A 25,624-nucleotide genomic window follows, 5' to 3' on the forward strand; every position below is an offset into this window, starting at 1 on the left:
CGTAGCGGGATGGGCTGACACTCGGCTCAGGTGGTCATCTCGATGAGTCGAAGGCCGGAGACGGGGCTTCGACTCGCTGACGCTCGCTCAGCCGACGTGGGGTCAGCCGGGTTGGCCGAGGAGGCGGTAGCCGTGACCGGGTTCGGTGATCAGGTACGCCGGGTGGCTGGGGTCGGGTTCGAGCTTGCGCCGCAGGGTGGCCAGATAGACGCGCAGGTACTGGGTCTCGTGCTCGTATCCCGGGCCCCAGACCTCGGCGAGGATCTGCGACTGGGCGACCAGTGCACCGGTGTTGCGGGCCAGCAGCTCCAGGATCCGCCACTCGGTCGGGGTGAGCTTCACCTCCGCACCGTCCACGGTGACCACGGTGCGGGCCAGGTCGATCCGGATCGGCCCGGCGGCCACCGCGCGGACCGCATCATCGCCGCCACCACCGCGGCGCAGCCCGGCCCGGATCCGGGCCAGCAGCTCGTTCATCGCGAACGGCTTGGTCACATAGTCGTCGGCGCCGGCGTCCAGCGCCTCCACCTTGTCGTCGCTGGTGTGCCGGGCCGAGAGCACCAGGATCGGTACCGCCGACCAGCCGCGGATCCCCGCGATCACCTCCAGCCCGTCGCCGTCGGGCAGCCCGAGATCGAGCAGCACCAGATCCACCTGGTGCTCGGTGACCGCCTCCAGCGCCGCTTTCGCGCCGCCGGCGGTGAGCACCGTGAACCCGCGGGCACGCAGGTTGATCTCCATCGCCTTGACCAGGCTCGGTTCGTCGTCGACGACCAGGATGGTGGGGCGTTCGCTCATGCGTCCGAGCCTGCCACCGAACCTGCGACCGAGCCGGCCACCGGGAAGCTGAGCACCATGGTCAACCCACCGCCAGGGGTGTCCTCGGCCTCCAGCCCGGCCCCGACCGCCCGCGCGAACCCGGTCACCACGGCCAGCCCCAGGCCGAGCCCCTGACCGGCCGGGGCGTCGCCGAGCCGCTGGAAGGGCTGGAACATCTGCTCCCGCCGTCCCGCCGGTACCCCGGGGCCGTTGTCGCTGACCCGCAGCTCCACCCGCTCCGGCTCGTCCGCCGCGCCACCACCGACCAGGCCGGCGCTGAGGCGTACCGGTCGATCCGCGGGCTGATGCCGCAGCGCGTTGTCGACCAGATTCGCCACCATCCGCTCGGCCAGCCCGGGATCGGTGTGCAGCAGCGGCAACCCGGGCTCCTGGGTCAGTTGCACCCGCTCCCGCGGGACCGGCAGCAGCACCGGCCGGACCACCTCATCGAGCAGCACCGCCCGCTGCTGGACCGCCATCGTGCCGGTCTGCAACCGGGTCATGTCGAGCAGGTTGCCGATCAGCCGGCCGAGCCGATCGGCGTTGTCGTCGACCATCTGCAGCAGGGTGGCGCGGTCCTCGGCGGCCAGCTCGACATCCCCGGCGAGCAGCGAGGACGAGGATGCCTTGATCGCCGCCAGCGGGGTCCGCAGATCGTGGGAGACCGCCGCCAGCAGGGCGGTCTGGAAGGCGTTCCGGTCGGCGAGCTCACCGGCCTCGGCGGCCTGTTCGGCGAGCCCGGCGCGTTCCAGTTCGTTCAGCACCTGTACGCCGAAGGCGGCCAGTACGCGCTGGTCGGCGACGCTGAGCGTCCGCCCGTGCACGGCGAGCTCCCGGTCCTCCCCGAGAGCCAGCACCGAATCCGGATCACCCGGGGCGGTCCCGGACTGCTCCACCACCCGCCAGGGCGCGTTGCCGTGCTCCCGGCTGCGCAGCTGCACCCCGGACAACCGGAAGGTGCTGGCCACCTGGTCCAGCACATCGCGGACGGTGAGCTGCTCGCCGAGGGTCTGCGAGGTCAGCCAGAGCAGCGTGTCGGCCTCGGCGCGGGCCTCGGCACCCCGCCGGGTACGAGCGGCGGCCCGGTCCACCACGGTGGCCACCGCGACCCCGACCAGCACGAAGATCACCAGGGCGGCGATGTTGTCGGGGTCGGCGATGGTGAAGGTGTGCACCGGTGGGGTGAAGAACCAGTTCGCCAGCAGCGAGGACAGGATCGCGGTGAGCACCGCCGCCAGCAGCCCGCCGACCAACGCCACCACCACCGTGCTGGCCAGGAATGCCAGCAGCGACAGCTGGCCGATCTGCTCGTGCGGGAACAGCGACAGCAGGACGGTGAGCAGCGCCGGCAGCAGCAGGGCCAGCACCATCCCGGTCGCCCGGCGTGCCCCGGACAGCGGACTGGGGCGTACCCACCGATTGCCACGGCCGACCCAGTCGTGGCTGACGATGTGCACGTCGATGTCGCCGGAGCCCTCGATGATCCGCTGGCTGACCGGAGTGCCGAAGAGCCGCTGCCAGGGCCGGCGGCGGGTCTGCCCGACGACGATCTGGGTGGCGTTGACCGAGCGGGCGTGTTCGAGCACCGCCTCGGCCGGGTCCTCACCGGTGACGGTCTGGAAACTGCCGGACAGGTCCTCGGCCAGCCGTTGCTGGGCGGCCAGCGCCGACTGGTCGCGGTCCACGAGCCCGTCGGAGCGGGCCACATAGACCGCGACCAGCTCGCCGCCGACGCCGCGGCTGGCGATCCGGGCGCCGCGGCGCAGCAGGACCGCACCCTCGGGGCCGCCGGAGAGCGCGACCAGCACCCGCTCCCGGGTCGCCCAGGGCGAGTCGATGGCGTGGTGCCGGCGATAGGCGGCCAACCCGGCGTCCACCCGGTCGGCGAGCCAGAGCAGCGCCAGCTCGCGCAGCGCGGCCAGGTTGCCGGGCCGGAAGTAGTTGCGCAGCGCCTGGTCGACCTTCTCCGGGGCGTAGACGTTGCCGTGCGCCATCCGCCGCCGCAGCGCCTCCGGGGCCATGTCCACCAGCTCGATCTGGCCGGCGGCGCGGACCACCGCATCGGGCACGGTCTCCCGCTGCCGGACCCCGGTGATCTGCGCGACCACGTCGTTCAACGATTCCAGGTGCTGCACGTTGACGGTGGTGATCACATCGATCCCGGCATCGAGCAGCTCGGCGATGTCGGCACAGCGCCGCTCGTTGCGGCTGCCGGGGACATTGGTGTGTGCGAGCTCGTCGACCAGCGCGACCTGCGGGCGCCGGGCCAGCACCGCGTCCAGATCCATCTCGGTGAACCCGGCGCCGCGATGGATGAGGGTGCGTGGCGGGATCACCTCCAACCCCTCGAGCTGGGCGGCGGTCTGCGGGCGGCCATGGGTCTGCACCACGCCGACGACCACATCGGTGCCGCGGCGGGCGCGGCGGCGGCCCTCGTTCAGCATCGCGTAGGTCTTGCCGACTCCGGGTGCGGCGCCGAGCAGCACCCGCAGCTCGCCGCGGCGGGGGACGGGGCGAGCGGGGGTGCTGCGATCCGGGGTGGTGCTCACGCGACCAGTGTGGCGCTCACCCGCGCGCCAGCGCGAGATTGACCTCGGAGACGTTCACCCGCGGCTGGCCGAGGAAGCCGAGCATCGGCGCGCGGCTGCCCTCGGCGATCGCGTTGCGCACGGTGGCGGCGGGTACGCCGCGGGCGGTCGCGATCCGGTTCACCTGCAGCTCGGCGTACGCAGGGGAGATGTCGGGGTCCAGTCCGGAGGAGGAGGCGGTGACCGCGTCGGCGGGCACGTGGTCGGGGGGTACGCCGTTGGCGCGGGCGATATCGGCGCGGCGTTGGTCGATGCCGGTGACCAACTCCTCGCTGTTCGGGCCGAGGTTGCTGCCGGCGGAGTACAGGCCGTTGTAACCCGGGTCGTTCTCGTTCTCGGCATCCTTGGCCTCGCTGGGCCGCGGCTGCAGCCATTCGGCACCGGTGAACTGCTGGCCGAGGACGGTGGAGACCGAGCGGCCGTCGACGGTCTGCAGCGACCCGTTGGCCTGGTGGGGGAAGGCCAGCTGGGCGATACCGGTCATCAGCAGCGGGTACGCCAGGCCGAGCAGCACGGTGAAGACGAGCACCGCGCGCAGCCCGGGGAGCAGTTGGCGAATCATCTGGGACATTTTTTTCCTTGTTTCTAAGGGAATCGGTCACATACCGGGCAGGAACTGGACCAGCAGATCGATCAGCTTGATGCCGACGAACGGTGCCACCAGCCCGCCCAGCCCGAAGACGAACAGGTTGCGCTGCAGCAGCTTCGCCGCCGACATCGGCCGGTGTGCGACCCCGCGCAGGGCGAGCGGGATCAGCGCCACGATCACCAGTGCGTTGAAGATCACCGCCGAGAGGATCGCCGAGTTCGGTGAGTGCAGCCGCATCAGGTTGATCGCCTGCAGGCCGGGGAAGGTGCCGACGAACAGCGCGGGGATGATCGCGAAATACTTCGCCACATCGTTGGCGATCGAGAAGGTGGTCAGCGCACCGCGGGTCATCAGCAACTGCTTGCCGATCTCGACGACCTCGATCAGCTTGGTCGGATCGGAATCCAGGTCGACCATGTTGCCGGCCTCCTTGGCCGCCGAGGTGCCGGTGTTCATCGCCACCCCGACATCGGCGCGGGCCAGGGCCGGGGCGTCGTTGGTGCCGTCCCCGGCCATCGCGACCAGCGCACCGCCGGCCTGCTCGCGGGTGATCAGCGCGACCTTGTCCTCCGGTTTCGCCTCGGCGAGGAAGTCGTCCACGCCGGCCTCTTCGGCGATCGCGCGGGCGGTGGTGGCATTGTCACCGGTGATCATCACCGTCCGGATTCCCATCGCACGCAGGGAATCGAAGCGTTCGGCGATGCCGTCCTTGACCACATCGGCGAGCTCGATCACCCCCAGCACCCGGGCGCCACGGTGGCTGTCGTGCTGGGCGACCACCAACGGGGTGGCGCCGCGGGCCGACACCTCCTCGACGATCTGTTCCACCTCGTCGGAGGAGTGGCCGCCCTGTTCGCGGGTCCAGGTCAGGCAGGCACCGGCGGCGCCCTTGCGGATCCGCTGACCCACCGAATCCGCAGCGGGGGCGAGATCGACACCGCTCATCCGCGTCTCGGCGGAGAACGGCAGCACCTCGGTGTCCGGGTCGTTGCCGGCCTCGACGTGGCGGGTCAGCGCCGAATACTGCTCGGTGGCCAGGGTGACGATCGAGCGGCCCTCGGGGGTCTCGTCGGCCAGCGAGGAGAGCAGCGCGGCCTTGGCGAGCACCTCGCGGCCCTGGCCGTCGACCGGGTGGAAGTCGACGGCGCGGCGGTTGCCGTGGGTGATGGTGCCGGTCTTGTCCAGCAGCAGCACCGAGACATCACCGGCGGCCTCCACGGCGCGCCCGGACATCGCCAGCACATTGCGCTGCACCAGCCGGTCCATGCCGGCGATCCCGATCGCGGACAGCAGCGCACCGATGGTGGTCGGGATCAGGCAGACCAGCAGCGCGACCAGCACGATCACCTGCACCTGCGCCTCGGAATAGATCGCCAACGGCTGCAGGGTGACCACGGCCAGCAGGAAGATGATCGTCAGCGCCGACAGCAGGATGTTCAGCGAGATCTCGTTCGGCGTCTTCTGCCGGGCCGCGCCCTCGACCAGCGAGATCATCCGGTCCAGGAAGGACTGGCCGGGTTGCTGGGTGATCCGGACCACGATCCGGTCCGACAGCACCGTGGTACCGCCGGTGACCGCGCTCCGGTCACCACCGGCCTCCCGGATCACCGGGGCCGATTCGCCGGTGATCGCGGACTCGTCGACGCTGGCCACGCCCTCGACGACGTCGCCGTCACCGGGGATGATCTGGCCGGCCTCGACCACGACGGTGTCCCCGCGGACCAGGTCGGTGCCGGGCACCTCGGTCTCGAAGCCGTCGGTGATCCGGCGGGCCATCGTCTCGGTACGCGCGGCGCGCAGGCTGGCGGCCTGGGCCTTGCCGCGGCCCTCGGCGACGGCCTCGGCCAGGTTGGCGAAGACGATCGTCGCCCACAGCCAGATCACCAGCGCGATCGCGAACACCGAGGGGTGCAGGATCGCCAGCACGGTGCTCAGCAGCGAGCCGACCCAGACCACGAACATCACCGGGGAGCGCCACTGGTGGGCCGGGGTGAGGCGGCGCAACGCGGTCGGGAACGCGGCCAGGATCTGCTGGCCGAGCCGGCCCTGCTGCTTGGCCGGGGCCGGGCGCTCGGGAGTGTGGGGTTGCAGGTCGGTGTCGGGTTCCTGGGTCAGGGTGTTCACGAGAGGGCCTCCGCGATCGGGCCCAGGGAGAGGGCCGGGAAGAAGGTGAGCCCGGCGACGATCAGCACGACGGCGGTCACCATGCCGACGAACAGCGGGCCGTGGGTGGGCAGGGTGCCGGCCGAGACGGGGATCTTCTGCTGGCGGGCCAGCGCCCCGGCCAGGCCGAGGGTGCAGGCGATCGGCAGGAATCGGCCGATCAGCATCGCCAGACCCAGTGCGATGTTCAGCAGCGGCGTACCCGCGGACAGGCCGGCGAAGGCGGAGCCGTTGTTGTTGGCCGCCGAAGCGAAGCCGTAGAGCATCTCCGAGAGGCCGTGCGAACCGGAGTTGGTCAGCGAGCCCAGTCCGGAGCTGGTGGAGATCGCGATCGAGGCACCGACCAGCAACGCGAACGGCATCGCCAGGATCGCCAGTGCCACCAGGGTGATCTCGCGCTGGCCGATCTTCTTGCCGAGATATTCCGGGGTACGCCCGACCATCAGTCCGCCGATGAACACGGTCAGCACCGCGAGCATCAGGATGCCGTAGAGGCCGGTGCCGACACCACCGGGGGAGACCTCGCCGAGCATCATGTTCAGCATCGCCATCCCGCCGCCGGCGGCGGTGAACGAGTCGTGCATCGAGTTCACCGCACCGGTCGAGGTGCCGGTGGTGGAGGCGGCGTAGAGGGCCGATGCCCACTCGCCGAAGCGCTGCTCCTTGCCCTCCATCGCGGCAGCGGCGGTGGCGGGGGCGGCGCCGCGGCCGGTGACCTCGCTGGCGGTGATCACGACCACCGAAGTCAGCCAGAGCGTGGCCTGCACCCCGACGATCGCCAACCCCTGGCGGCGATCGCCGACCATCCGGCCGAAGGCGTACGGCAGCGAGAACGGGATCACCAGCATCGCCCACATCGACAGCAGATTCGTTGCCGGGTTGGGATTCTCGAAGGGATGGGAGGCGTTGGCGTTGAAGAAACCGCCACCGTTGGTGCCGAGCTGCTTGATGGCCTCCTGGGAGGCGACCGGGCCACCGGGGATGGTCTGGGTGCCGCCACCGAGTGCGTCGACCAGGTGCGGGGCGGCCAGGTTCTGGATCGCGCCGCCGGCGACGAACAGCAGCGTCACCAGCACCGCCAGCGGCAGCAGCACCCGGAGCGTGATCCGGGTCAGGTCGACCCAGAAGTTGCCGATCTCATCGGCCCGGGTGCGGGCGAAGCCGCGGACCAGGGCGAATGCGACCGCGATACCGGTGGCGGCGGAGACGAAGTTCTGCACCGCCAGGCCGGCCATCTGGACCAGGTGCCCGGCCGCGGAATCGCCGGAATACCACTGCCAGTTGGTGTTCGTGACGAAGGAGATGGCGGTGTTGAACGCGCCGGTCGGGTCGAATCCCGCACGGCCCAGGCCGAGCGGCAGGAACTGCTGCAGCCGCAGCAGGGCGTAGAGGACGAGTACGCCGGCCAGCGAGAAGGCCAGCACCGCAAGGAGATAATGCCGCCAGGACTGTTCGCGCCTCGGGTCGACGCCGATGGCACGGTAGATGGCGCGCTCGGCGCGCAGGTCCCTCTCACCGGTCGCGGTGCCGTGCAGCAGGCGGCCGAGCGGGACGTGGCAGGCGGCGAGCAGGCCGATCAGCAGGCCGGCCTGCAACAGGCCGGCGGTCGTGGCGCCCATCAGAACTTCTCCGGCCGCAGCAGGGTGTAGCCGAGGTAGCCGAGCAGGCCGACGGCGAGCACCAGGGCGATCAGGTTCTCGATCAGCATCATCGCGTGGCCCCCCGCAGGGCGAGCAGGGACACGGCGGCGAAGAAGGCCACCAGGATCAGTACGCAGGCGATATCCAGCACGCCTCCATGGAACGCCCGCGGGGCGCGTGCGTCCGCCGCTTTGACGCAATCTTTGCGCCCCGCGGCCGGACCTTGACGCCCTCCTTACGTTCATCGAGTAGCGGACATGCGGAGCGAAGCGGAGCAATGGCCGCGTGTCGAGATGAACCCCCACGCCCGGTCGATCTCGTCAGGGAGAGTGCACGGTGTTTCGCTCCGGAACTGTGCCGTCGGACCAAAGAGTTCGGGCGGGCTTGGGTTCATCGCGACACGCTCGCTGCGCGAGCTATTCGATGAACGTGGGTCAGAGGTGTTCGAGCTGGGCGGTACCGGCGGAGAACTCGGCGATGGCTAGTTCGATGGTGGGCAGGTCGGTATCGAGCTGGGAGATCTTGTACGCCAGGCCGATGGGGGAGCAGAGCAGCCGCGGTTCGGCCTCGTCGGTGACCACGAAGCGGACCTCATCCCAGGCGTACTGCTTGCCGCGGGGGAAGACCGCGCCCTCGTCGTCGATCGCGAAAGCCAACGGTGGTTGGGAATGCGCGGCCTTGCTGCGGCGGCGGTGGTCCCATCCCGCGTACATGCCATAGAGACCGGAGAAGATCACCACCGCGGCGAAGAACAGCGACCAGCCCCGCGGATCGCGGACCAGCAGCACCACCCCGACGACAGCGATCGCCAACCCGGGAACGAGCAACAATGCCGAACCGACCGGACCGGTCCAGAACCGGCGGTACGCCTGCTGGCCATCGGGGTTGATCCCGACCACGAGTTGAGTCATCGGCGGCGGTAGATCTCCGCATCCAGCCGGTGCGGATCGACCTCCAGCAGCTTCCGGTCCCAATCCGCCAGATCGGCGGCCAGGGCGTACGTCTCGTTGAGGAAGGCGAGCAGGGTGCGTTCGGGATCCTCGCTCTGCCGCACCTCGGCATAGGGCAGGATCCATTCGCCCATCGACTCGTCGTAGCTGCCGACACTGACTTTGCCCTCGGCGTACCCCGTGGGCACCGGATAGGTGTAGGCGTAGAACGAGCCCTCCGCGGAGCCACCGGACCAGAAGCCGGCGCTGGCGTTCTCGCGGGACTCGGCCTCGGCCATCACCCACGGCGGGCAGGCCGGCGGCCCGGCGCCCTCGTGCCTGGGTGCGCCGCGGCCCGAGTAGCGCACGCAGGACAGGTCCATCGAGCCCCAGAAGAGCTGGACCGGGCTGTCCTTGCCGGCGAATCCGGCCCGCCATTCCTCGAAGACCCGGTTGGCCGAGAGCAGTTGCCGCCACCAGGTGTGCACCGCGTCCGGGTCGTAGGACTTGTGCTCGGTGTCCTCGGCGAAGGGGACCGCCGGCGCCACCTCGTTCGGGCTGGGCACGATGACGCATTCGAGCTGCAGCGCCTGCAGCGCGTCCATGGTGGCGGCATAGAAGTCGGCCACCGTGCGCGGCTTCAGCTCGACCGTCCCGCTGGTCCCCGCGGTGGAGCGCAACACCAGTTGATGATCGAGGAAGTCGAATTCGGCGTCGAAACCCTGGCTGCCCTGATGCATCAACCGGGTCCGCAGGCCGCGGGGGCTGACGGTGTAGGTGACGTTCCACCAGTGGTTGATCAACGGCGTGGAGACCATCTCGATCTTCCCGACGATCTGCAGCCACATGTGCAGCGTCTCCCGGGTGTCGGTCCAGCTGTCGACCTCGAGTGCCGGCCAATCGTTGCCCATGGTGAACCCCCTCGCGGATCGCACGCCGATCCGCTGTCCAACTTAGTGGTACGCGGTCGTCAGTGTCCGCCGGAACCGGACTGCCGGAACCGCGGCGCGGAGCTGGCGCGCGGTATCAGTGTCGGCAGTGCCTTGCGCGCTGTGCCATCCTTGGCGCCGCTCTCGAGCAGATCGAGCGCGGTGCTGGCGATCTGCTCGAAGTTCGTGCGTACCGAGGTGAGTGGCACTGGTAGTCGGGCGGCGATCGGAACGTCGTTGTAACCCACCAGGGCGTAATCGCGACCGACTTCGACGCCCGCGCGATGCGATGCGGCGAGTACGCCGATCGCGAGGTCGTCGTTCGCCGCGAACACCGCCGTGGGGCGTTCGCGGCCGTCGAGCCAGCTACGAGCCGCCTGTTCACCGGAGGGGATCCGGTAGTCGTCGGTCTCGGCCACCAGGGGTGCGACGCCCGCTTCCGCCAGCGCGCGTCGCGCACCCGTGAGCCGGTCCCGTGCGCTGGAGGTGTAGAGCGGGCCGGTCACCAGGGCGATGTCGCGGTGGCCGAGGTCGAGCAGGTGCCGAGCGGCCAGATAGCCACCGGTGTTGTCGTCCCCCAGGGAGGCCGGACTCATCCCGTCGGAGCGCAGCACGAGTGCGTGGCGCACCCGGCGGTCGCGCAGCGACGCCACCAGCGGGTCATCGATCCGGGCCGAGGCGAGCAGCAGGCCGTCCACTCCGCGCGCGAGCAGGGTCTCGGCCGCATCTCGTTCCCCGTCGGCCGAGTCACCCGAGGTGGCGACGATCGCGAATCTTCCGCTGCGCGCGCACGCTGCTGCGATCGACTCGTAGATGAGCGCCATCACCGCGTCCGACAGGCGTGGGACCAGTACGCCGATGGTTCCGGTCTCCCCGCGGCGCAGGGCGGATGCGGCACGGTTGCGTCGGTATCCCAGTTCGTCGGCAATGCTTCGAACGCGTTCTGCATGCGGGGATCGCACGCTCTTGCTATCGAGGACGCGGCTGGCCGTGGAGATGCTCACTCCCGCCGCCGCGGCCACGTCCTTGAGTGTCACGACTCCTCGCGACTCCGTTGCCATCGCACCTCCCGCGAATCAGCCTAGCGCCAAAGTCGCAAACGTTTTCACCTTAGGGGGTTGACACGAGGCCTCGCTGGAACGCATGCTTGCAATCGTTCCTGCAAACGTTTTCACATTCGCGGTTCACACCCATAGCGACACTCGATGGAGAGGAAACATCATGACCCTGGATCTTCGCGGACTCGTCCCGGCACCCGTCACCCCGTTCACGCGGGACGGGGAGGTCGACTTCGACGCCATTCATCGCCTGGGCGGCTGGCTCGGCGGCCACGACGGCATCAAGGGCCTGGTCGTCCTGGGGCATGCGGGTGAGGGGACCTTCCTCACCGCCGACGAGCAGGTCGCGGTCATCCGCGCGTTCGTCGAGGCCACCGACGGGCGTACTCCGGTGATCGCCGGTATCACGGGTGAGGGGTCAACGGTTGCCGCGCTGGAGGCCCGGCGAGCGGTCGATGCGGGTGCCGCGGCCGGGTTGGTGTACCCGTCGCACGGCTGGCTGCGCTTCGGATACCAGACCGGCGCACCCCAGGCCCGGTACGCGGAGATCTATGAGAAGAGCGGGCTCCCGCTGATCCTCTTCCAGTACCCGGACGCCACCAAGGCGACCTACGATCTGGAGACCCAGCTCGAGATCGCCGGGCAGCAGGGGGTCTTCGCGACCAAGAACGGCGTCCGCAACATGCGTCGGTGGGACACCGAGATCCCGGTGCTGCGCGCGGAGTATCCCGAGCTGCAGATTCTCACCTGCCATGACGAGTACCTGCTGCACACCATGTTCGACGTCGACGGGGCGCTGGTCGGTTACGGCGGACTGGCGCCCGAGCCGCTCATCGAACTGATCGCCGCCGGCAAGGCGAAGGACTATCCGAAGGCCCGCGAGATCCATGACCGCCTGCTCCCGGTGACCAAGGCCGTTTACCACCGTGGCTCGCACATGGAGGGCACCGTCGCCCTCAAGGAGGGGCTCGTGGCCCGGGGCATCCTGGAGCACGCCACCGTGCGCTCACCGCTGCTGCCGCTGCCGGCAGGCGCGGATCGGGAGATCGCGGCCGCGCTCGATGCGGCTCGGCTCGGGAGCGCGCTCGTCGCGGCCTGAATCCGCGATGAGCACGCCGGACCGGTCAACGACGACCAGAGGAGCCTCGATGAGCACCGCACATGCCAACCATAAAAGCGATTCCAGCCGATCCGACGCGGTCGGGCAAGCGGTCGAAACGCCCGGGTCCAGCACCGGACCACGACCCGGGCGAAGTATCTGGCGCACCCTCGCGCTGGCCGGTCCCGCCTTCGTCGTTGGCGCCTGGCAGTTCGGCCCGGGGAACCTCGCCTCGGCCGTCCAGGCCGGTTCCAGCTACGGGTACGCGCTGATCTGGGTGATCGTCGTCTCGACGCTGCTGATGATCTTCTTCACCGACATGAGTGTGCGCCTGGGCATGGGGTCACCGGTGTCGCTGATCCAGTCGATCAAGAACGAGCTCGGTCGGCCGATCGGTGTGCTGGCAGGGATCGGCGTCTTCTTCATCACGTTGATGTTCTCGGTCGGCAATGCGGTGGGTTCGGGGCTGGGCCTGTCGATGTTGTTGGGCGGTGCGCCGATCCTGTGGACGATCGTCTGCACCATCGTGGTGTTCGCGATCCTGATGTTCCGCAATGTGTATCGGGTGGTCGAGCGGGTGCTCATCGCAATCGTCGCTCTGATGGCGATCGGTTTCGTGGTGAGCGCCATCATCGCGAAACCGGCCTGGGCGCAGGCTGCCGCCGGTCTCTGGCCGGCGATGCCTTCGGGCAGTGAGATCCTCGTGGTGGCACTGGTCGGCACGAACTTCTCGATCAATGCGGCCTTCTTCACCTCCTACGGGGTGAAGGAACGCGGACACACCCGGGCGAACTATAGCGATGTCACCCTGGTCGACACGATTCCCGGCATCCTGGCGCCGGGCATCATGACTGCGCTGGTGATCGTCGTCGCGGCCGCGGTCCTCGGTCGGACCGGTCAGGAGGCGAGCACGATCAACCAGCTCGCGGCGATCTTCCAACCACTCGCGGGTCCGGTCGGCTCGGCCCTGTTCGCGCTGGGGCTCTCCGGTTCGGCGTTCTCCTCGATGATCGCGAACGCGACCGCCGGCGGGGTGATGTTGTCGGACGCCCTGGGAGGTGGACCGTCGGCGGGCGGTCGGACGGCACGGGTCGTCTCGGCGGTGATCCTGCTCTGGGGGATCGCCATCACGCTGGTCTTCCAGGGCTCGCCGGTGGCCCTCATCATCACCGCCCAGGCACTGACGGTGCTCGTCGCGCCGCTGCTCGGGGTGCTGCTGGTGGTGATGAGCAATCGCAGGTTCCTCGGCGACCTGCGCAACCGCTGGTGGCACAACCTGGTCGCGGTCATCGGGGTGGTCGCGATCTGCGCGACCTCGGTGCGGTTGGTCACCAGTCTCCTCGGCTGATCGACAACCAGTCGGCCAGCGCCCGGCGTACCCCCTCAGGATCCTCCAGTGGAGCCAGGTGCCCGGCCGCTGGCAGCAGCGTCAGCTCGGGCACGCCGGGCAGGGCGTCCCGCAGCCGGTACGCCTGCTCCACCGGGATCCACGGATCCCGCTCACCCCAGCCGATGGCGACCGGGCAGCGGACCGCGCCGAGCCGCTCGACCAGTGGCCGGGTGTGCTCGGGGGAGAGCTGTGCGATCTGCCGATAGAACGCCGGGCGGCCCGCCTCGCTGAGCCAGGGCTCGGTCAGCCCGGCCAGCACCGGTTCGGGCAGTTCCCGGTGCGCCGCCCCGGCGATGTATTCGCGCACCAGCGCCCGATGCAGGTTCGGTGGAAGCTGGGCAAAGACCGCGGCGTGCTCGGCGACCAGCCGGAAGAAGGGCGACCCCCACGGGTCCAGCGTGACCACGTCCCAGAGCCGCAGCTCGGCGTACTCCCGGTCGTGCAGCAGATGCGCCCCGAGCGCCACCGCACCGCCGATGTCATGGGCCAGCAGGTGCGGCCGGTCCAGTCCCCAGTGCTCCAGCAGGGCCGCCAGTCGGCGCATCTGTGCCGCCAGATCGACCGGCACCTCCGCGCTCATCACCGAGCGCCCGTACCCCGGCATGTCCCACAGGAACACCCGCCAGCCCGCCGCGGCGGCCTCGGCGGCCACCCCGGCCCAGACCCGCGCCGACCAGGGCGTGCCGTGGCAGATCACCAGCTCGCCGGGCACCGGGCCGGCGCCGGGTTCGAGCCGATAGGTGGCGACCGGCACCCCGTCGAGCTGCACAAGATCGGGCTCGGGCAGGGCGGGAAGCGCTGACAATGGGCTGGGAGCGGGCATGGTGATCACGGTAGGTCAACCGATGACCATCCGGATCGCCAGCACCGCGATCAGGCAGGCCGAGGCGGTCCCGGTGATCCGGCGGCCGCGGCGCCCGGTCAGCAACCGGCCCAGCGTGCTGCCGGCGCCGGCCAGCAGCAGTTGCCAGCTCGCGGTCGCCAGCACGATGCCCAGCAGCCGCGCCGCGATCTGGCCCGGGCCGGTCACGGTGCCCGTGGCGCCGAGCATGGCCGCGGTGAAATAGACCACCGGCCACGGGTTCATCGCGGTCAGCGACAGATAGGTCAGATAGGACCGCCGCCGCGAGGTCTGCTGCCGCCCGGTGTTGGTGACCGGGGCCGACCGGAATGACCGCACCGCGATGTGGAGCGCCATCAGCAGCAGGATGGCGGCCGCGACGACGCGCAGTCCCGGCGCCCAGGGGTGCAGAGCCGCGGCCAGCGCGGCCCCGCCCAGGGTCGCCGCCACGGCGTACCCGGTGTCCGCGGTGACCGCGCCGGCCGCCGCTGCCGCTCCGTTGCCGAACGACGTCCGGGCGGTGTGTTCGATCATCAGCACCGCGACCCCACCCAGCGGGATCGCGAGACCGTAGCCGACCCAGAGGCCGGTGAGAAAGGACTCCAGCACCACACCAGCGTCACCGGTCAGACCGTTCGGGTCCATCGAATGTTTCCGAACGGTACCGTGTGGCAGATGGACATGGTTGATCCGCGGCTGCACACCCTGCGCGTGCTCCGGTCCGAGGGCACCGTCACCGCGACCGCCGCCGCCCTGCACCTCACCCCGTCGACCGTCTCCCAACAACTGCAACACCTTGCCGCCGATCTGCGGCTCACCCTGCTGGAGCCCCAGGGTCGCCGGGTACGCCTCACCGCGGCTGCGCACGCCCTGCTGCGGCACGCCGACGATCTCGCGGCCCGCTGGGCCCGCGCCGAGGGTGACCTCGACGCCTACCGGTCCGGGAGTGCCGGCCACCTGCGGATCTCCTCGATCGCCACCGGGCTGGCCTCGATCGTGCTCCCCGCGGTCGACCGGCTCGCGGCGGCGTACCCGGGAATGACCTTCGAACTGCGCGAGGACGCCCACCAGGACCGCAGCCGACTGCTGCTCGCCGGCCGGATCGACATCGCGGTCCTGATCCCGGCGCCGCAGGAACCCGGCGCCGGCAGCGACGTGGTCGAGAGCCGGGTGCTGGCCGAGGAACCGCTGGACCTGATCGTGCCCGCGTCCCATCGCTGCGCCACGCGTTCGGCGGTGGCCCTCGCCGAGCTGGCCGAGGAGACCTGGATCGCAGCCGGTGATCCCGCCGACCAGCAGTTGGTGCTCCGCGCGGCCTGCGCATCGGCGGGATTCACTCCGCGGCTCGCGCACGACGCACTCGAGTGGCGGGCGGTCGCGGCGCTGGTCGCACACGGTCACGGGATCGCGCTGCTGCCGCGCCACACCCCGGTCGACGGCGAGCTGCGCCGGCTCCGGATCGGCGGATCGGTGCGGCCGAGCCGAACCATCGTCGCGCAGGTCCGGCGGGGCACCAGCAGGCAGCCGACGATCGAACAGGGGCTCGCCGCACTCGCAGCGGCGGCCCGACGCCTCGAACGCCCGAGAAGCCTGGAACGCCCATGAAACTAGGCCCTCCGAGCATCTCGACACCATCGGGGTAGCTACCAGCGGCTACCGATGAGGCGTTAGGTTTGGCAGCGACCGACCGGGTGATCCTCGGCGGTCGACGGACAACTTCGGGCAGTGCTGCCGTGGACCAACCGGGTGCGGTGCATTGTCACCGATGTGCGGCGACCCCGCACCCGAGGAGAGGAAGAGTGGTGACCGAAGGCAATGCGGTCCGACCGCCACAGTCCGGGGATTCCCCGGACACCGTGCAGCTGCTGACCCCGGAGGGAGAGCGGGTCAGTCATCCCGATTTCTCCTTCGACGGCAGCGACGAACAGATCGCCGGATTCCTGCGTGACATGGTGCTGACCCGGCGGATCGACGCCGAGGCGACCGCCCTGCAGCGACAGGGCGAACTGGGATTGTGGGCACCCTGCCTGGGCCAGGAGGCCGCACAGGTCGGCTCCGGGCGCGCCGCCCGCAGCCAGGACGCGATCTTCCCGACCTACCGCGAACACGGCGTCGCCTGGGTCCGTGGCGTGGACCCGGTCCGGTTGACCGCGTTGTTCCGCGGCGTCGACATGGGCGGCTGGGCCGGCAACGAGGGCCACTTCCATCTCTACACCGTGGTGATCGGCTCGCAGACCCTGCACGCGGTCGGCTACGGCATGGGCATCGCCAACGACGGCCTGGTCGGCAACCGCGACCCCGAGCGGGACGCCGCGGTGATCGCCTACTTCGGCGACGGCGCGACCAGCCAGGGCGATGTCAACGAGGCGTTCATCTTCGCCTCCTCCTACAACGCGCCGGTGGTCTTCTTCTGCCAGAACAACCAGTGGGCGATCTCGGAGCCGATCGCGCGGCAGTCCCGGATCCCGCTCTACCAGCGGGCACACGGTTTCGGCTTCCCCGGCCTGCGGGTGGACGGCAACGACGTGCTCGCGGTCTACGCGGTCACCAGCTGGGCGATGGACCGGGCCCGCAACGGTGAGGGGCCCTCGTTCATCGAGGCGTTCACCTATCGGATGGGGGCGCACACCACCTCCGACGATCCGACCAAATATCGGCTCGCCAACGAGTTGGAGACCTGGAAGCTGAAGGACCCGATCGAGCGCGTCCGGGCGTACCTGCTGCGCAAGGGTGCGGTGGACAAGAAGTTCTTCGACGACCTCGATGCCGAGGCCGACGATCTGGCCGCCGATCTGCGGCAACGCACGCTGTCGTTGGAGAATCCGGAACTGGGTGACATGTTCGAGTTGGCGTACGCCGACCAGACCAACTACCTGCGCGGTCAGCAGGAGCGCTACCGGGCGTACGCCGAATCGTTCGAACTGGACGCCTCCGGCGTGGGCGAGGAGGCGTGATGAGCGACGAGGGCCAGGCGCCGGCGAAGGCGCAGAAGATGACGCTCGGCAAGGCGCTGAACGCCGGCATGCGCAAGGCCCTGGAGGCCGACCCGAAGGTCGTGCTCTGCGGCGAGGACATCGGCAAGCTCGGCGGCGTCTTCCGGATCACCGAGGGCCTGCAGAAGGACTTCGGCGAGCACCGCGTGATCGACTCCCCGCTGGCCGAGTCCGGCATCGTCGGCACCGCGGTGGGGATGGCGCTGCGCGGTTACCGGCCGGTGGTGGAGATCCAGTTCGACGGCTTCGTGTTCCCCGCCTACGACCAGATCGTCACCCAGGTCGCCAAGATGCACTACCGCTCCGGCGGGCTGCTGCCGATGCCGATCGTGATCCGGATTCCCTTCGGTGGTGGGATCGGCGCGGTCGAGCACCACTCCGAGTCACCGGAGGCGTACTTCTCGCACACCCCCGGGCTCAAGGTCGTCTCCTGCGCCACCCCGCAGGACGCCTACTGGATGATCCAGCAGGCGATCGCCTCCGACGACCCGATCATCTTCATGGAGCCGAAGCGGCGCTACCACGACAAGGGCGAGGTCGATCCGTCGATCCCGCCGATCCCGCTGCACCAGGCTCAGGTGGTCCGCTCCGGCACCGACCTGACGCTGCTCACCTACGGCCCGATGGTGAAGACCAGCCTGGCCGCAGCGGCCGCGGCCGCGGAGGAGGGCACCTCGATCGAGGTCGTCGATCTGCGCACCCTGAGCCCGCTGGACATGACCACGATCATCGGTTCGGTCCGCCGGACCGGGCGCGCGATGGTGGTGCACGAGGCCCAGGTCTCGCTCGGCATGGGCGCCGAGCTCGCCGCCCGGCTGAGTGAGCAGTGCTTCTTCGAACTGGAGGCACCGGTGGTCCGCGTCGGCGGCTACGACATCCCCTACCCGCCGAGCCGGATCGAGGAGGAGTACCTGCCCGACCTGGACCGGATCCTCGATGGCGTCGACCGCGTGATGGAGTACTGATGAAGGTTTTCAAGCTCACCGACCCCGGTGAGGGACTGACCGAGGCCGAGATCGTCACCTGGCGCGTCGCCGAGGGTGACACGGTGAAGATCAACGACATCGTCGTCGAGGTGGAGACCTCGAAATCCCTTGTGGAGTTGCCGATCCCGTGGGCCGGTACGGTCGCGAAGATCATGGTGCCGGCCGGCGAGACGGTCGACGTCGGTACGCCGATCATCCAGATCGACGACGGCTCCGGGGACGAGGCGCCGGCCGAACCGGGTGCCGGGCAGACCGAGGACAAGGCCCGGGGTGACGGGGAGCAGAAGCGTACGCCGAACCTGGTCGGTTATGGCGCGGTCGAGGGCAGCACCACTCGCCGGGCCCGTAAGGGACGTGGCCAGCGGACCGATCCGGCGACCGCCGAGGCCACCGCGGCCGCGCACGAGCAGGTCACCGGCACCTTCGAGATGAAGGAGCCGGTCAGCCGCCGGGCCGATGTCCGCGAACCCCTGAGCGGAAACCTGGAGGGTCTGCCGCGCGCCGGTGAGCTGCCCTCCCCGGGCCACCCGGCCCGGCTGTCGACACTGGACGAGGCGCCGGCGGACAGCGGCGACGGTCGGCCGCTGGCCAAGCCGCCGGTCCGCAAGCTCGCGCGGGATCTCGGCGTCGACCTGAGCCGGGTGAACGGTTCGGGAGAGGGCGGTGTGATCACCCGCGAGGACGTCCAGCAGGCGGGTGCCGGCGGTGGTGCGGCGCAGCCGCAGCCGGCCGCGGCCGCTGGTGGCATACCGAGCGAGCGTCGGGTGCCGATCAAGGGCGTCCGGAAGATGACCGCGGAGGCGATGGTGTCCTCGGCGTTCACCGCACCGCATGCCACCGAATGGGTCACCTGCGATGTCACCGCGACCATGGAGCTGCTCGACAAACTCAAGCAGCACAGGGATTTCCGCGAGGTACGCCTGTCGCCGCTGTTGCTCGTCGCGCGTGCCGCGCTGCTCGCGGTGGGCCGCAATCCGGAGCTGAACACCTCCTGGGACGAGGCCGCCCAGGAGATCGTCTACCACCCGCAGATCAACCTGGGGATCGCCGCGGCCACCCCGCGCGGTCTGGTGGTGCCCAACATCAAGGGCGCCGACCGGATGTCGATGGGTGAGCTCGCCGAGGCGCTCAACGAGCTGGTCTCGGTCGCCAAACAGGGCCGCAGTCAGCCGGCCGACCTGTCCGGGGGCACCTTCACGATCACCAACATCGGCACCTTTGGCATCGACGGCGGCACCCCGATCCTGAACCCGGGGGAGGCCGGAATCCTTGCCGTGGGAGCGATCCAGCGCCGACCGTGGGTGGTCGGCAGCGGCGCCGAGGAGCGGATCGAACCGCGCTGGGTGACCACCCTGGCGGTCTCCTTCGACCACCGGCTGGTGGACGGCGAGCAGGGCTCGAAGTTCCTCGCCGACGTGGCCCGGATCGTCAGCGATCCCGGGATGGCGCTGCTGTTCTGACGAGCTGTCGAAGCCGCCGAGCCGGCGGGCGTACCGGCTGGTCCGCGAAGACCACCGGTACGCCCGGGTGAGGCTCAGTCGTTGTTCTGCTCGGCGCGCAGCGCCGCGGTGTCCTGCTGGGTGCGGACGGTGGCCAGCACGAACTCCAGGGCCATCCGCAGCCCGATGATCCAGAAGGCCAGCGGGATCAGCCCGATGATCAGCCCGAGCAGGGCGAGCACCACCGACCCACCGCCCCCGCCGCCACCGTAGGGGTTGAGCGCGCTCATGAAGTTGCCGAGCACGAGGATCTGCGCGGGGCCGCTGAGCCAACCCAGCACACCCAGCACGATGCCGAGGATGTAGAGGATCTTGGCCAGCGCAGGGGTGGCGTACTCGGTGAAGCTGAAGTCGAACAGGGTGCTGAACAGGCCCTTGGACTGGGAGCCCTGGCCGACCTGCACGGTCTGCAGTCCGCCGGACTGCGGCGGCGCCTGCTGGCTCTGCTGGGCGGTCCAGGCGCCCTGCTCCGCCTGCTGGCCGGACTGCTGCTGGCCGGGTTGTTGCTGGCCGGGGTCGTAGCCCTGGTTCGTGTCGTAGCCGTAGGCCGCGGAGGCCTGCGAACCGGGGTAGCCGGCGGACGGCTGGGAACCCGGGTACGCCTGGGAGCCGGGATAACCGGCGGAGGGCTGGGAGCCGGGATAGCCCGCGGAGGGTTGGGAGGCGGGCTGATCGGTGGGGTGAGGCGAGAAGCCTTGTTCCTGGGGGTTGGACCAGGGGTTCTGTTCACCCTCGCCCGAGCCCCAGCCCTGGGGGTTGTTCTGCTGGCCGGACTGGCCGTACTGGTCATAGGACATGCCCCGCATTCTGCCCCGAGCCGCGGGTCAGGCGGTGGAGCTGTGCGGCGGGCCGCTGCGATTCACCGCAATCGGTGGGTGGCGACCGGGGTCGAGGTGGCATCACCTGCCGTAGAAATTCAGGTCACCTCGAGTCTGAGAATTTCTTTCTGAATTGCTGGCACGGGTTTCGGGATGGCGATATATTGCACGTGCTGGCCCACAAGGGGACCTGGGCCAGAGAGGGGAAGACATGTACGGGGACATTGTCATCGACCCATCGTCGGTGGGCTTCAGACGAAGTCATCATTTCAGGCGCAGCAGGCGACGAAGCTGAGTTGTCCGGACGGGGAATCCGGTCAGAGTCAGTCGCCCAGTTGGTGATGCCGGTTGCTGCCGCAACCTCCACCTGGCTGACGGATCCGCCACAGCATCGTCGCTGAGACGAATCCACACGCACTCTGCCCGCCCGTCCTTCTGATCGGCGCAGCGCCCCAGGGCGCGGTCCGGTGGTCGACATCACGCTTTTCCGCATGCACTGAATTGTGCTGCTGCGGCGATGTGATTGCCGTTTTCGAGTTGGTTCCAGCTGCGCTGAATCATGCCCTGTCACAGGTCGAATTTTCGCAATCAAAAATCAGAAGGGTAAGTGCAGATAATGCCTGACCATAAAAACCACGGAACCCCCAGATCGCGTTCCCTGATCGCCATGTCGGTGATCGGGCTCGTGACTGCCGGGGTTGGAGCGGTCGCGGCGAACGCGGCTGGCACAACGCCCACGCCCGGTGCGGCAGCGACGACGCCGAGCGCCCAGGGCAAGCCCACCGCGACGCAGAAGCCCACTCAGACCAGCAAGCCCACTGCTGAGGCGCCCGGCAAGCCGACCAAGTCGCCCAAGCCGACCAAGACGACGACCACGTCGAAGCCGACGACGACCACGACGACCACGTCGACGCCGACCGCGACCCGCAGCCCCGGCAACAACGGTCAGCTGCAGCAGATCTACTGCAACAAGCTGGGCAACTCGGGCAAGTACAAGTATTCGATCGGCGGCCAGTCGACCGAGCACGAGTACCCCACCGGCCAGTACGCCCAGAGCGAGGCCGAGGCCACCGCGATGCTCGGTGACGCGAACGTCTACTGCCCGACGATCGTGAACCCGCCGACCGCGACGCCGACCACCTCGCCGAAGCCGACCGCGTCGCCCACGCCGACCACGTCGCCGAAGCCGACCGCATCGCCCACGCCGACCACGTCGCCGAAGCCCACGGCATCGCCCACGCCGACGATGACCCCGCCGATGACGCCGAAGCCGACCGCGACGCCGACCCAGCCGGGCAAGCTGAAGCAGGTCTACTGCAACAAGCTGGGCAACTCCGGCAAGTGGCGCTTCCAGATCGGTGGCCCGTCGACCGAGCACGAGATCCCGCTCGGCATCTGGGTGCACGACCAGACCAAGGTGGAGGACCTGAACCTGGGTGATCCCAACGTCGTCTGCCCGGCCCTGGTGAAGCCGCCGACCGCGACCCCGACGCCGACCAAGCCGGTCACGCCGACCCCGACGATGACCCCGACCAAGCCGGTCACGCCGACGCCGACCATGACGCCGACCAAGCCGGGTCACACCCCGACGCCGTGCCCGCCCGGTGAGCACCCGGTCCACCCGGGTCACCCGGGACACCCGGGGACGCCGGAGAACCCGTGCCCGCCCGGTGACCACCCGGCACATCCGGCCCACCCGGCACACCCGGACCACCCGGGGACGCCCGGTCAGCCGGGGATGCCGGAGACCGCCGGTGGCCTGTCCAGCACCGGTGTCTGAGTAGCACCAGCCCGAACGCCAACGGCGCTCCCTCCGCGTGGAGGGAGCGCCGTTGCCGTTGCCGGGGCCGCGAGTTCAGTCGCCGAACTGGGCCAGCAGGGCCTCCACCGAATCCTTGCCGAGCTGGTTGGCGGCCAGCGGGCTGTCCCCGGTCAGCAGGTTCCGGTCACGGGTGGTGGCACCACTCATGTCGTCGTTGACGACCTCGATCCCGTCCTTGCGCAGCGTCTCCCCGAGCTTCCACGGCATCGGGCCGGGCAGGTACCCGATCTCCAGGTTCGCGCCGAAGTCGAGCGAATCGGGGAAGGCCTCGATCCGATAGCCGGCGAACGGGTTGCTGTCCCTGTCGATCCCGGCGGCCAGCAGCGCCGCGGGCCCGTGGCAGAGCGTGATGATCAACCGGTCGTTGGTCAGGAAGTATTCCAGCGCGGCCTGCACGTCGGTGCTGAACGGGATGACGTTCATCGCACCGTGGCCACCCGGGACGAAGATCGCGGCGTAGTCGTCGAGACCGCCGGCGATCACCTCCGACAACGTCAGCGGCGACTTGAACTTCTCCTTGGTCGCCTCCCAGGTCTCGTTGACCGCGTCATCGGCGTCGGGGTACGCCCACCACTCGAACTTCCCGGGCCCGCCGTCGATGGTGGCGACGTCGATCCCGTAACCAGCCTTGGCGATGTGGTGGATCGGCAGCAGCGTCTCGACCGGATGATTGCCGGTGGAGAAGAACTTCTCATTGGTCATCAGCATGTAGCGTTCCTCGGTCGCGATGACCAAGACCTTCCAGCGCCCGCCGGTGTAGGTGTCCTCGGTGCCCAGACCGTCGAAGTCCGTCTTGTCCGCGGTGTACTGGGACAGCGAGTAGGGGCTCGGGAAGTACGCGTCGTTCTCGGCCGGATCCGGCGTCGGCTTGCGATCCTGGCTGCTCGTGGAGTCGGTCATCTGCAATCCTCTCTGGCGTTGTAGCGCTCGACCGTAGCAATGCCCCCGCGCGACGCAGATATGCAGACGGCGCCCCCTCCGGGTGGAGAGGGCGCCGTCGGTTCGGGGTGTGCGGTGGGTCAGCCGCGCATCCCGGTCCGGCTGTTGTAGACGATCACACCGCCCTGGTAGGACTGGCGGCATTCCCAGGCGTCGCCGTTGGGGGCGCACTGCTCGTCCCAGACCGGGTAGCCGAAGCGGCCGGTCTCCCAGCCGTTGCCGGCCCAGTAGTCGCGGATCAGGCCCCAGGACTGGTGGGCGCCGGAGGCGGGGCTCCAGTAGATCGAGCCGCCCTGGAAGCGCTGGGCGCAACCGCCGTCGCGCAGACCGCAGAACTCCCCGCCGAGCGGGTAGCCGAGCTGACCGGTCTCCCAGCCCAGGTCGGCGTACTTCTGCCCGATCGCACCCCACACCGGGCTGGCACCGGTGCCGGGCGTCCAGTAGATGTAGCCACCGGAGAACCGTTGCCCGCAGCCGCCGTCGCGGAGTCCGCAGAACTCGTCGCTGGTCGGGTAACCCAGCGGGCTGTTCTCCCAGCGGAGGTCCGCGTACCGCTGTCCGATCGCGCCCCAGACCGGGTGGGCCCCGGTTGCCGGGGTCCAATAGATCAACCCGCCGGAGAACCGCTGGGCGCAGCCGCCGTCGCGGAGCCCGCAGAACTCGTCGCTGATCGGGTAGCCCAGCGTGCTGGTCTCCCAACCGAGTTGGGCGTACTTCTTGCCGATCTCACCCCAGACGGCGTACGCCCCGGTGGCGGGCGACCAATAGAGCATGCCGCCCTGGAACGCCTGCCCGCAGCCTCCGCCGCGGAGCCCGCAGAACTCATCGGAGGTCGGGTAACCCAGCGTGCTGGTCTCCCAGCCGAGTTGGGCGTACTTCTTGCCGATCTCGCCCCAGACCGGATGCGCCCCGCTGCTCGGTGACCAGTAGCCGAGGCCACCGGTGAAGGCCTGTACGCAGCCGCCGTCGCGCAGATCACAGCGGGTGGTGGCCCGATCGCGCGGGGTGTCACCCAGCTTGCCTGCCAGCCCGCCGTTGGCGGTCCAGGACCGGCTGATCGCCAGCGGGCCGGTCTGCTGCACCTGCTGGTTGTCGGTGACCCGGACGTAGTCGACGAGCATCGTCGCGTCCGAACCGCTGTTCGCGTCGAACGGGCCGCCGAAGTTGCCGCCGACCGCGACGTTGAGGATCAGGTAGTTCGCCTTGTCCGCCCGCCAGTCGCTGCCCATGTTGGCCCGCGTCACCTCGTGGTGCAGCTGACCGTCGATGAAGAACTGCAGCGTGTCGGGGGTCCACTCGACCGCGACGGTGTGGAAGCCGGCACCGAGCGGGGCGCCCACATCGGTCCACTTCGGGATCGAGCGGAAATTGTCCCAGGACGGCCCGCCGAAGACGTTGGAGAGAGTGGAGTTCCGATTCCACGAAGCGCCCTCGAAGATGTCGATCTCGCCCGAGTCCGGCCACGGGTTGGTGGCGTTGTCGCTGCCCAGCGACCAGAACGCCGGCCACATCCCGGTGCCCTGCGGCACCTTGATCCGGGCCTCGGCGCGGCCGTAGGTGAACTGGAATTTGTCCCTGGTGACCAATCGGGCCGAGGTCCACTGGGTCTCCCAGTAGTTCGAGTTGCCCGCATCGTCGCCGTACTGCATGGTCGCGCCCGGTTGCTCGTACTTGGCCTGGATCGCCAGGTTCCCCTGCCCGTCGACCCACGAGTTGTGCCGGCTGTCGGTGTAGAACTGCTTCTCCCAGTTGCCCCAGCCCTGGAAGCCGCGGCCGACCTCGTAACCCCAGACCGTCGGGTCGGGGGCGGAGCCGGCCGGGCCGTCGAACTCCTGGCTCAGCGTGCCGACCCGCGGTGCGGATGCCCGCGCCGCCGTGCGCGCGGCCGTCGGCGTCGGTGTCGCCGCTGGTGTGGGTGTCGCCGTCCGGGTCGGTGTCGCCGTCCGGGTCGGTGTGGGTTTCGCGGTCGCCGTCCTCGGTGTCCCGGTCGGTGTCGGTGTCGGTGCCCCGTACGCCGGCGTGCTCAACGCCAGACCGAGTGTTGCGGCCAGCAGACCGCCGAGCATGCTCCGTTGCCATGACTGCATCGTCGGACTCCCCGTGTCCTGTGTCCCCGTGTCGGCGCGCCCCGAACAGTGCGCCAAGACGTAGTCGACCACCTGGTGAGCGGCCGATAAGAGCAGTTGCGAGGAACAGTTGCCGGTTCGTTATCTCCGGGTACGCCAACGGCGCCCCCTCCGGGTGGAGAGGGCGCCGTCGGTTCGGGGTGTGCGGTGGGTCAGCCGCGCATCCCGGTCCGGCTGTTGTAGGTGATCACCCCGCCCTGGTAGGACTGGCGGCATTCCCAGGCGTCGCCGTTGGGGGCGCACTGCTCGTCCCAGACCGGGTAGCCGAAGCGGCCGGTCTCCCAGCCGTTGCCGGCCCAGTAGTCGCGGATCAGACCCCAGGACTGGTGGGCGCCGGAGGCGGGGCTCCAGTAGATCGAGCCGCCCTGGAAGCGCTGGGCGCAACCGCCGTCGCGG

General features: G+C 69.6%; 22 protein-coding genes. 7 read left to right on the plus strand and 15 right to left on the minus strand.

Annotated elements, in window-relative coordinates:
• Positions 1 to 102 precede the first annotated feature (102 nt).
• The 9 genes from C8D81_RS12395 to C8D81_RS12435 all read right to left on the minus strand — a co-directional run bounded on the left by C8D81_RS12395 (position 103) and on the right by C8D81_RS12435 (position 10,679).
• Positions 103 to 798, minus strand: a complete 696-nt coding sequence (locus C8D81_RS12395; RefSeq protein ID WP_094404407.1) for a response regulator — start codon at positions 796 to 798, stop codon at positions 103 to 105.
• On the minus strand, positions 795 to 3,368 hold the full coding sequence (locus C8D81_RS12400; RefSeq protein WP_229119574.1) for a DUF4118 domain-containing protein: 2,574 nt from the start codon (positions 3,366 to 3,368) through the stop codon (positions 795 to 797). Before C8D81_RS12400 ends, C8D81_RS12395 begins: the two co-directional genes overlap by 4 nt.
• 16 nt (positions 3,369 to 3,384) lie before the next feature.
• On the minus strand, positions 3,385 to 3,978 hold the full coding sequence (gene kdpC / locus C8D81_RS12405) for a potassium-transporting ATPase subunit KdpC (protein ID WP_094431262.1): 594 nt from the start codon (positions 3,976 to 3,978) through the stop codon (positions 3,385 to 3,387).
• Between the two features lie 27 nt (positions 3,979 to 4,005).
• Positions 4,006 to 6,111 (minus strand): potassium-transporting ATPase subunit KdpB, encoded by a 2,106-nt coding sequence (kdpB, locus tag C8D81_RS12410; protein ID WP_179251281.1) that lies wholly within the window; start codon positions 6,109 to 6,111, stop codon positions 4,006 to 4,008.
• 5 nt (positions 6,112 to 6,116) lie between these two features.
• Entirely contained in the window at positions 6,117 to 7,778 is a 1,662-nt protein-coding gene (gene kdpA, locus C8D81_RS12415; RefSeq protein WP_094431260.1) for a potassium-transporting ATPase subunit KdpA, read from the minus strand.
• Positions 7,778 to 7,870 carry a K(+)-transporting ATPase subunit F gene (gene kdpF / locus C8D81_RS12420; protein ID WP_208109258.1) on the minus strand — a complete coding sequence of 31 codons (93 nt, stop codon included), beginning with the start codon at positions 7,868 to 7,870 and terminating at the stop codon, positions 7,778 to 7,780. The genes kdpA and kdpF overlap by 1 nt, the downstream gene beginning before the upstream one ends.
• A 363-nt stretch (positions 7,871 to 8,233) precedes the next feature.
• Entirely contained in the window at positions 8,234 to 8,710 is a 477-nt protein-coding gene (locus C8D81_RS12425) for a hypothetical protein (protein ID WP_133626158.1), read from the minus strand.
• Entirely contained in the window at positions 8,707 to 9,639 is a 933-nt protein-coding gene (locus C8D81_RS12430) for a DUF5996 family protein (protein ID WP_094404413.1), read from the minus strand. The genes C8D81_RS12425 and C8D81_RS12430 overlap by 4 nt, the downstream gene beginning before the upstream one ends.
• A 59-nt stretch (positions 9,640 to 9,698) precedes the next feature.
• Positions 9,699 to 10,679 carry a LacI family DNA-binding transcriptional regulator gene (locus C8D81_RS12435; RefSeq protein WP_208109259.1) on the minus strand — a complete coding sequence of 327 codons (981 nt, stop codon included), beginning with the start codon at positions 10,677 to 10,679 and terminating at the stop codon, positions 9,699 to 9,701.
• A 199-nt stretch (positions 10,680 to 10,878) separates the two neighbouring features.
• Here C8D81_RS12435 and C8D81_RS12440 point away from each other — a divergent pair, with 199 nt between their 5' ends.
• Entirely contained in the window at positions 10,879 to 11,814 is a 936-nt protein-coding gene (locus tag C8D81_RS12440; RefSeq protein ID WP_208109260.1) for a dihydrodipicolinate synthase family protein, read from the plus strand.
• Positions 11,815 to 11,863: 49 nt separating this feature from the next.
• Entirely contained in the window at positions 11,864 to 13,162 is a 1,299-nt protein-coding gene (locus tag C8D81_RS12445) for an Nramp family divalent metal transporter (protein ID WP_179257960.1), read from the plus strand.
• On the opposite strand, the gene C8D81_RS12450 is transcribed toward C8D81_RS12445, so the two are convergent.
• Complete coding sequence (locus C8D81_RS12450; protein ID WP_133626159.1) at positions 13,143 to 14,027, minus strand: alpha/beta fold hydrolase; 885 nt, start codon at positions 14,025 to 14,027, stop codon at positions 13,143 to 13,145. The genes C8D81_RS12445 and C8D81_RS12450 overlap by 20 nt on opposite strands.
• A 15-nt stretch (positions 14,028 to 14,042) precedes the next feature.
• Complete coding sequence (locus tag C8D81_RS12455; RefSeq protein WP_094431253.1) at positions 14,043 to 14,690, minus strand: LysE family transporter; 648 nt, start codon at positions 14,688 to 14,690, stop codon at positions 14,043 to 14,045.
• A gap of 30 nt (positions 14,691 to 14,720) precedes the next feature.
• Here C8D81_RS12455 and C8D81_RS12460 point away from each other — a divergent pair, with 30 nt between their 5' ends.
• The 4 genes from C8D81_RS12460 (at position 14,721) to C8D81_RS12475 (ending at position 19,484) form a co-directional block, all read left to right on the plus strand.
• The gene (locus C8D81_RS12460; RefSeq protein WP_208109261.1) at positions 14,721 to 15,650 is read left to right on the plus strand and encodes a LysR family transcriptional regulator; all 930 of its coding nucleotides are present in this window, start codon (positions 14,721 to 14,723) and stop codon (positions 15,648 to 15,650) included.
• 197 nt (positions 15,651 to 15,847) lie between these two features.
• The gene (gene pdhA, locus C8D81_RS12465; protein WP_229117624.1) at positions 15,848 to 16,999 is read left to right on the plus strand and encodes a pyruvate dehydrogenase (acetyl-transferring) E1 component subunit alpha; all 1,152 of its coding nucleotides are present in this window, start codon (positions 15,848 to 15,850) and stop codon (positions 16,997 to 16,999) included.
• Positions 16,999 to 18,003: an alpha-ketoacid dehydrogenase subunit beta gene (locus C8D81_RS12470; protein WP_208109262.1), complete on the plus strand. Its 1,005-nt coding sequence runs from the start codon at positions 16,999 to 17,001 to the stop codon at positions 18,001 to 18,003. The genes pdhA and C8D81_RS12470 overlap by 1 nt, the downstream gene beginning before the upstream one ends.
• Positions 18,003 to 19,484 carry a dihydrolipoamide acetyltransferase family protein gene (locus C8D81_RS12475; protein WP_094431251.1) on the plus strand — a complete coding sequence of 494 codons (1,482 nt, stop codon included), beginning with the start codon at positions 18,003 to 18,005 and terminating at the stop codon, positions 19,482 to 19,484. The genes C8D81_RS12470 and C8D81_RS12475 overlap by 1 nt, the downstream gene beginning before the upstream one ends.
• Before the next feature lie 74 nt (positions 19,485 to 19,558).
• On the opposite strand, the gene C8D81_RS12480 is transcribed toward C8D81_RS12475, so the two are convergent.
• Positions 19,559 to 20,320 carry a DUF4282 domain-containing protein gene (locus tag C8D81_RS12480; protein ID WP_094431249.1) on the minus strand — a complete coding sequence of 254 codons (762 nt, stop codon included), beginning with the start codon at positions 20,318 to 20,320 and terminating at the stop codon, positions 19,559 to 19,561.
• Between the two features lie 706 nt (positions 20,321 to 21,026).
• Here C8D81_RS12480 and C8D81_RS20965 point away from each other — a divergent pair.
• Complete coding sequence (locus C8D81_RS20965) at positions 21,027 to 22,121, plus strand: hypothetical protein (RefSeq protein ID WP_166646780.1); 1,095 nt, start codon at positions 21,027 to 21,029, stop codon at positions 22,119 to 22,121.
• Positions 22,122 to 22,196: 75 nt separating this feature from the next.
• Here C8D81_RS20965 and hchA read toward each other — a convergent pair whose 3' ends face one another.
• The 3 genes from hchA to C8D81_RS20970 form a co-directional block, all read right to left on the minus strand.
• Positions 22,197 to 23,063 carry a glyoxalase III HchA gene (gene hchA, locus C8D81_RS12500; protein WP_094402378.1) on the minus strand — a complete coding sequence of 289 codons (867 nt, stop codon included), beginning with the start codon at positions 23,061 to 23,063 and terminating at the stop codon, positions 22,197 to 22,199.
• 119 nt (positions 23,064 to 23,182) lie between these two features.
• A complete protein-coding gene (locus tag C8D81_RS12505) occupies positions 23,183 to 25,189 on the minus strand; it encodes a family 16 glycosylhydrolase (protein WP_166646797.1) in 2,007 nt (668 codons plus the stop codon).
• Positions 25,190 to 25,380: 191 nt separating this feature from the next.
• Positions 25,381 to 25,624: LGFP repeat-containing protein (locus C8D81_RS20970; protein ID WP_407644074.1), on the minus strand; the 244-nt coding region annotated here is incomplete at its 5' end.

Origin of the sequence: Enemella evansiae (assembly GCF_004362375.1) — a bacterium.
GTDB classification, from domain to species: domain Bacteria; phylum Actinomycetota; class Actinomycetes; order Propionibacteriales; family Propionibacteriaceae; genus Enemella; species Enemella evansiae.

Excerpts from the sequence above, each read along its gene's own strand:
- C8D81_RS12440 (WP_208109260.1), top strand. The coding sequence starts at position 10,879 with ATGACCCTGGATCTTCGCGGACTCGTCCCGGCACCCGTCACCCCGTTC.
- C8D81_RS12475 (WP_094431251.1), top strand. The coding sequence starts at position 18,003 with ATGAAGGTTTTCAAGCTCACCGACCCCGGTGAGGGACTGACCGAGGCC.
- kdpC (WP_094431262.1), bottom strand. The coding sequence starts at position 3,978 with ATGTCCCAGATGATTCGCCAACTGCTCCCCGGGCTGCGCGCGGTGCTC.
- C8D81_RS12460 (WP_208109261.1), top strand. The coding sequence starts at position 14,721 with ATGGACATGGTTGATCCGCGGCTGCACACCCTGCGCGTGCTCCGGTCC.
- kdpA (WP_094431260.1), bottom strand. The coding sequence starts at position 7,778 with ATGGGCGCCACGACCGCCGGCCTGTTGCAGGCCGGCCTGCTGATCGGC.
- hchA (WP_094402378.1), bottom strand. The coding sequence starts at position 23,063 with ATGACCGACTCCACGAGCAGCCAGGATCGCAAGCCGACGCCGGATCCG.
- C8D81_RS12445 (WP_179257960.1), top strand. The coding sequence starts at position 11,864 with ATGAGCACCGCACATGCCAACCATAAAAGCGATTCCAGCCGATCCGAC.
- C8D81_RS12425 (WP_133626158.1), bottom strand. The coding sequence starts at position 8,710 with ATGACTCAACTCGTGGTCGGGATCAACCCCGATGGCCAGCAGGCGTAC.
- C8D81_RS12505 (WP_166646797.1), bottom strand. The coding sequence starts at position 25,189 with ATGCAGTCATGGCAACGGAGCATGCTCGGCGGTCTGCTGGCCGCAACA.
- C8D81_RS12395 (WP_094404407.1), bottom strand. The coding sequence starts at position 798 with ATGAGCGAACGCCCCACCATCCTGGTCGTCGACGACGAACCGAGCCTG.
- kdpF (WP_208109258.1), bottom strand. The coding sequence starts at position 7,870 with ATGATGCTGATCGAGAACCTGATCGCCCTGGTGCTCGCCGTCGGCCTG.
- C8D81_RS12470 (WP_208109262.1), top strand. The coding sequence starts at position 16,999 with ATGAGCGACGAGGGCCAGGCGCCGGCGAAGGCGCAGAAGATGACGCTC.
- C8D81_RS12450 (WP_133626159.1), bottom strand. The coding sequence starts at position 14,027 with ATGCCCGCTCCCAGCCCATTGTCAGCGCTTCCCGCCCTGCCCGAGCCC.
- C8D81_RS12480 (WP_094431249.1), bottom strand. The coding sequence starts at position 20,320 with ATGTCCTATGACCAGTACGGCCAGTCCGGCCAGCAGAACAACCCCCAG.
- C8D81_RS12430 (WP_094404413.1), bottom strand. The coding sequence starts at position 9,639 with ATGGGCAACGATTGGCCGGCACTCGAGGTCGACAGCTGGACCGACACC.
- C8D81_RS12455 (WP_094431253.1), bottom strand. The coding sequence starts at position 14,690 with ATGGACCCGAACGGTCTGACCGGTGACGCTGGTGTGGTGCTGGAGTCC.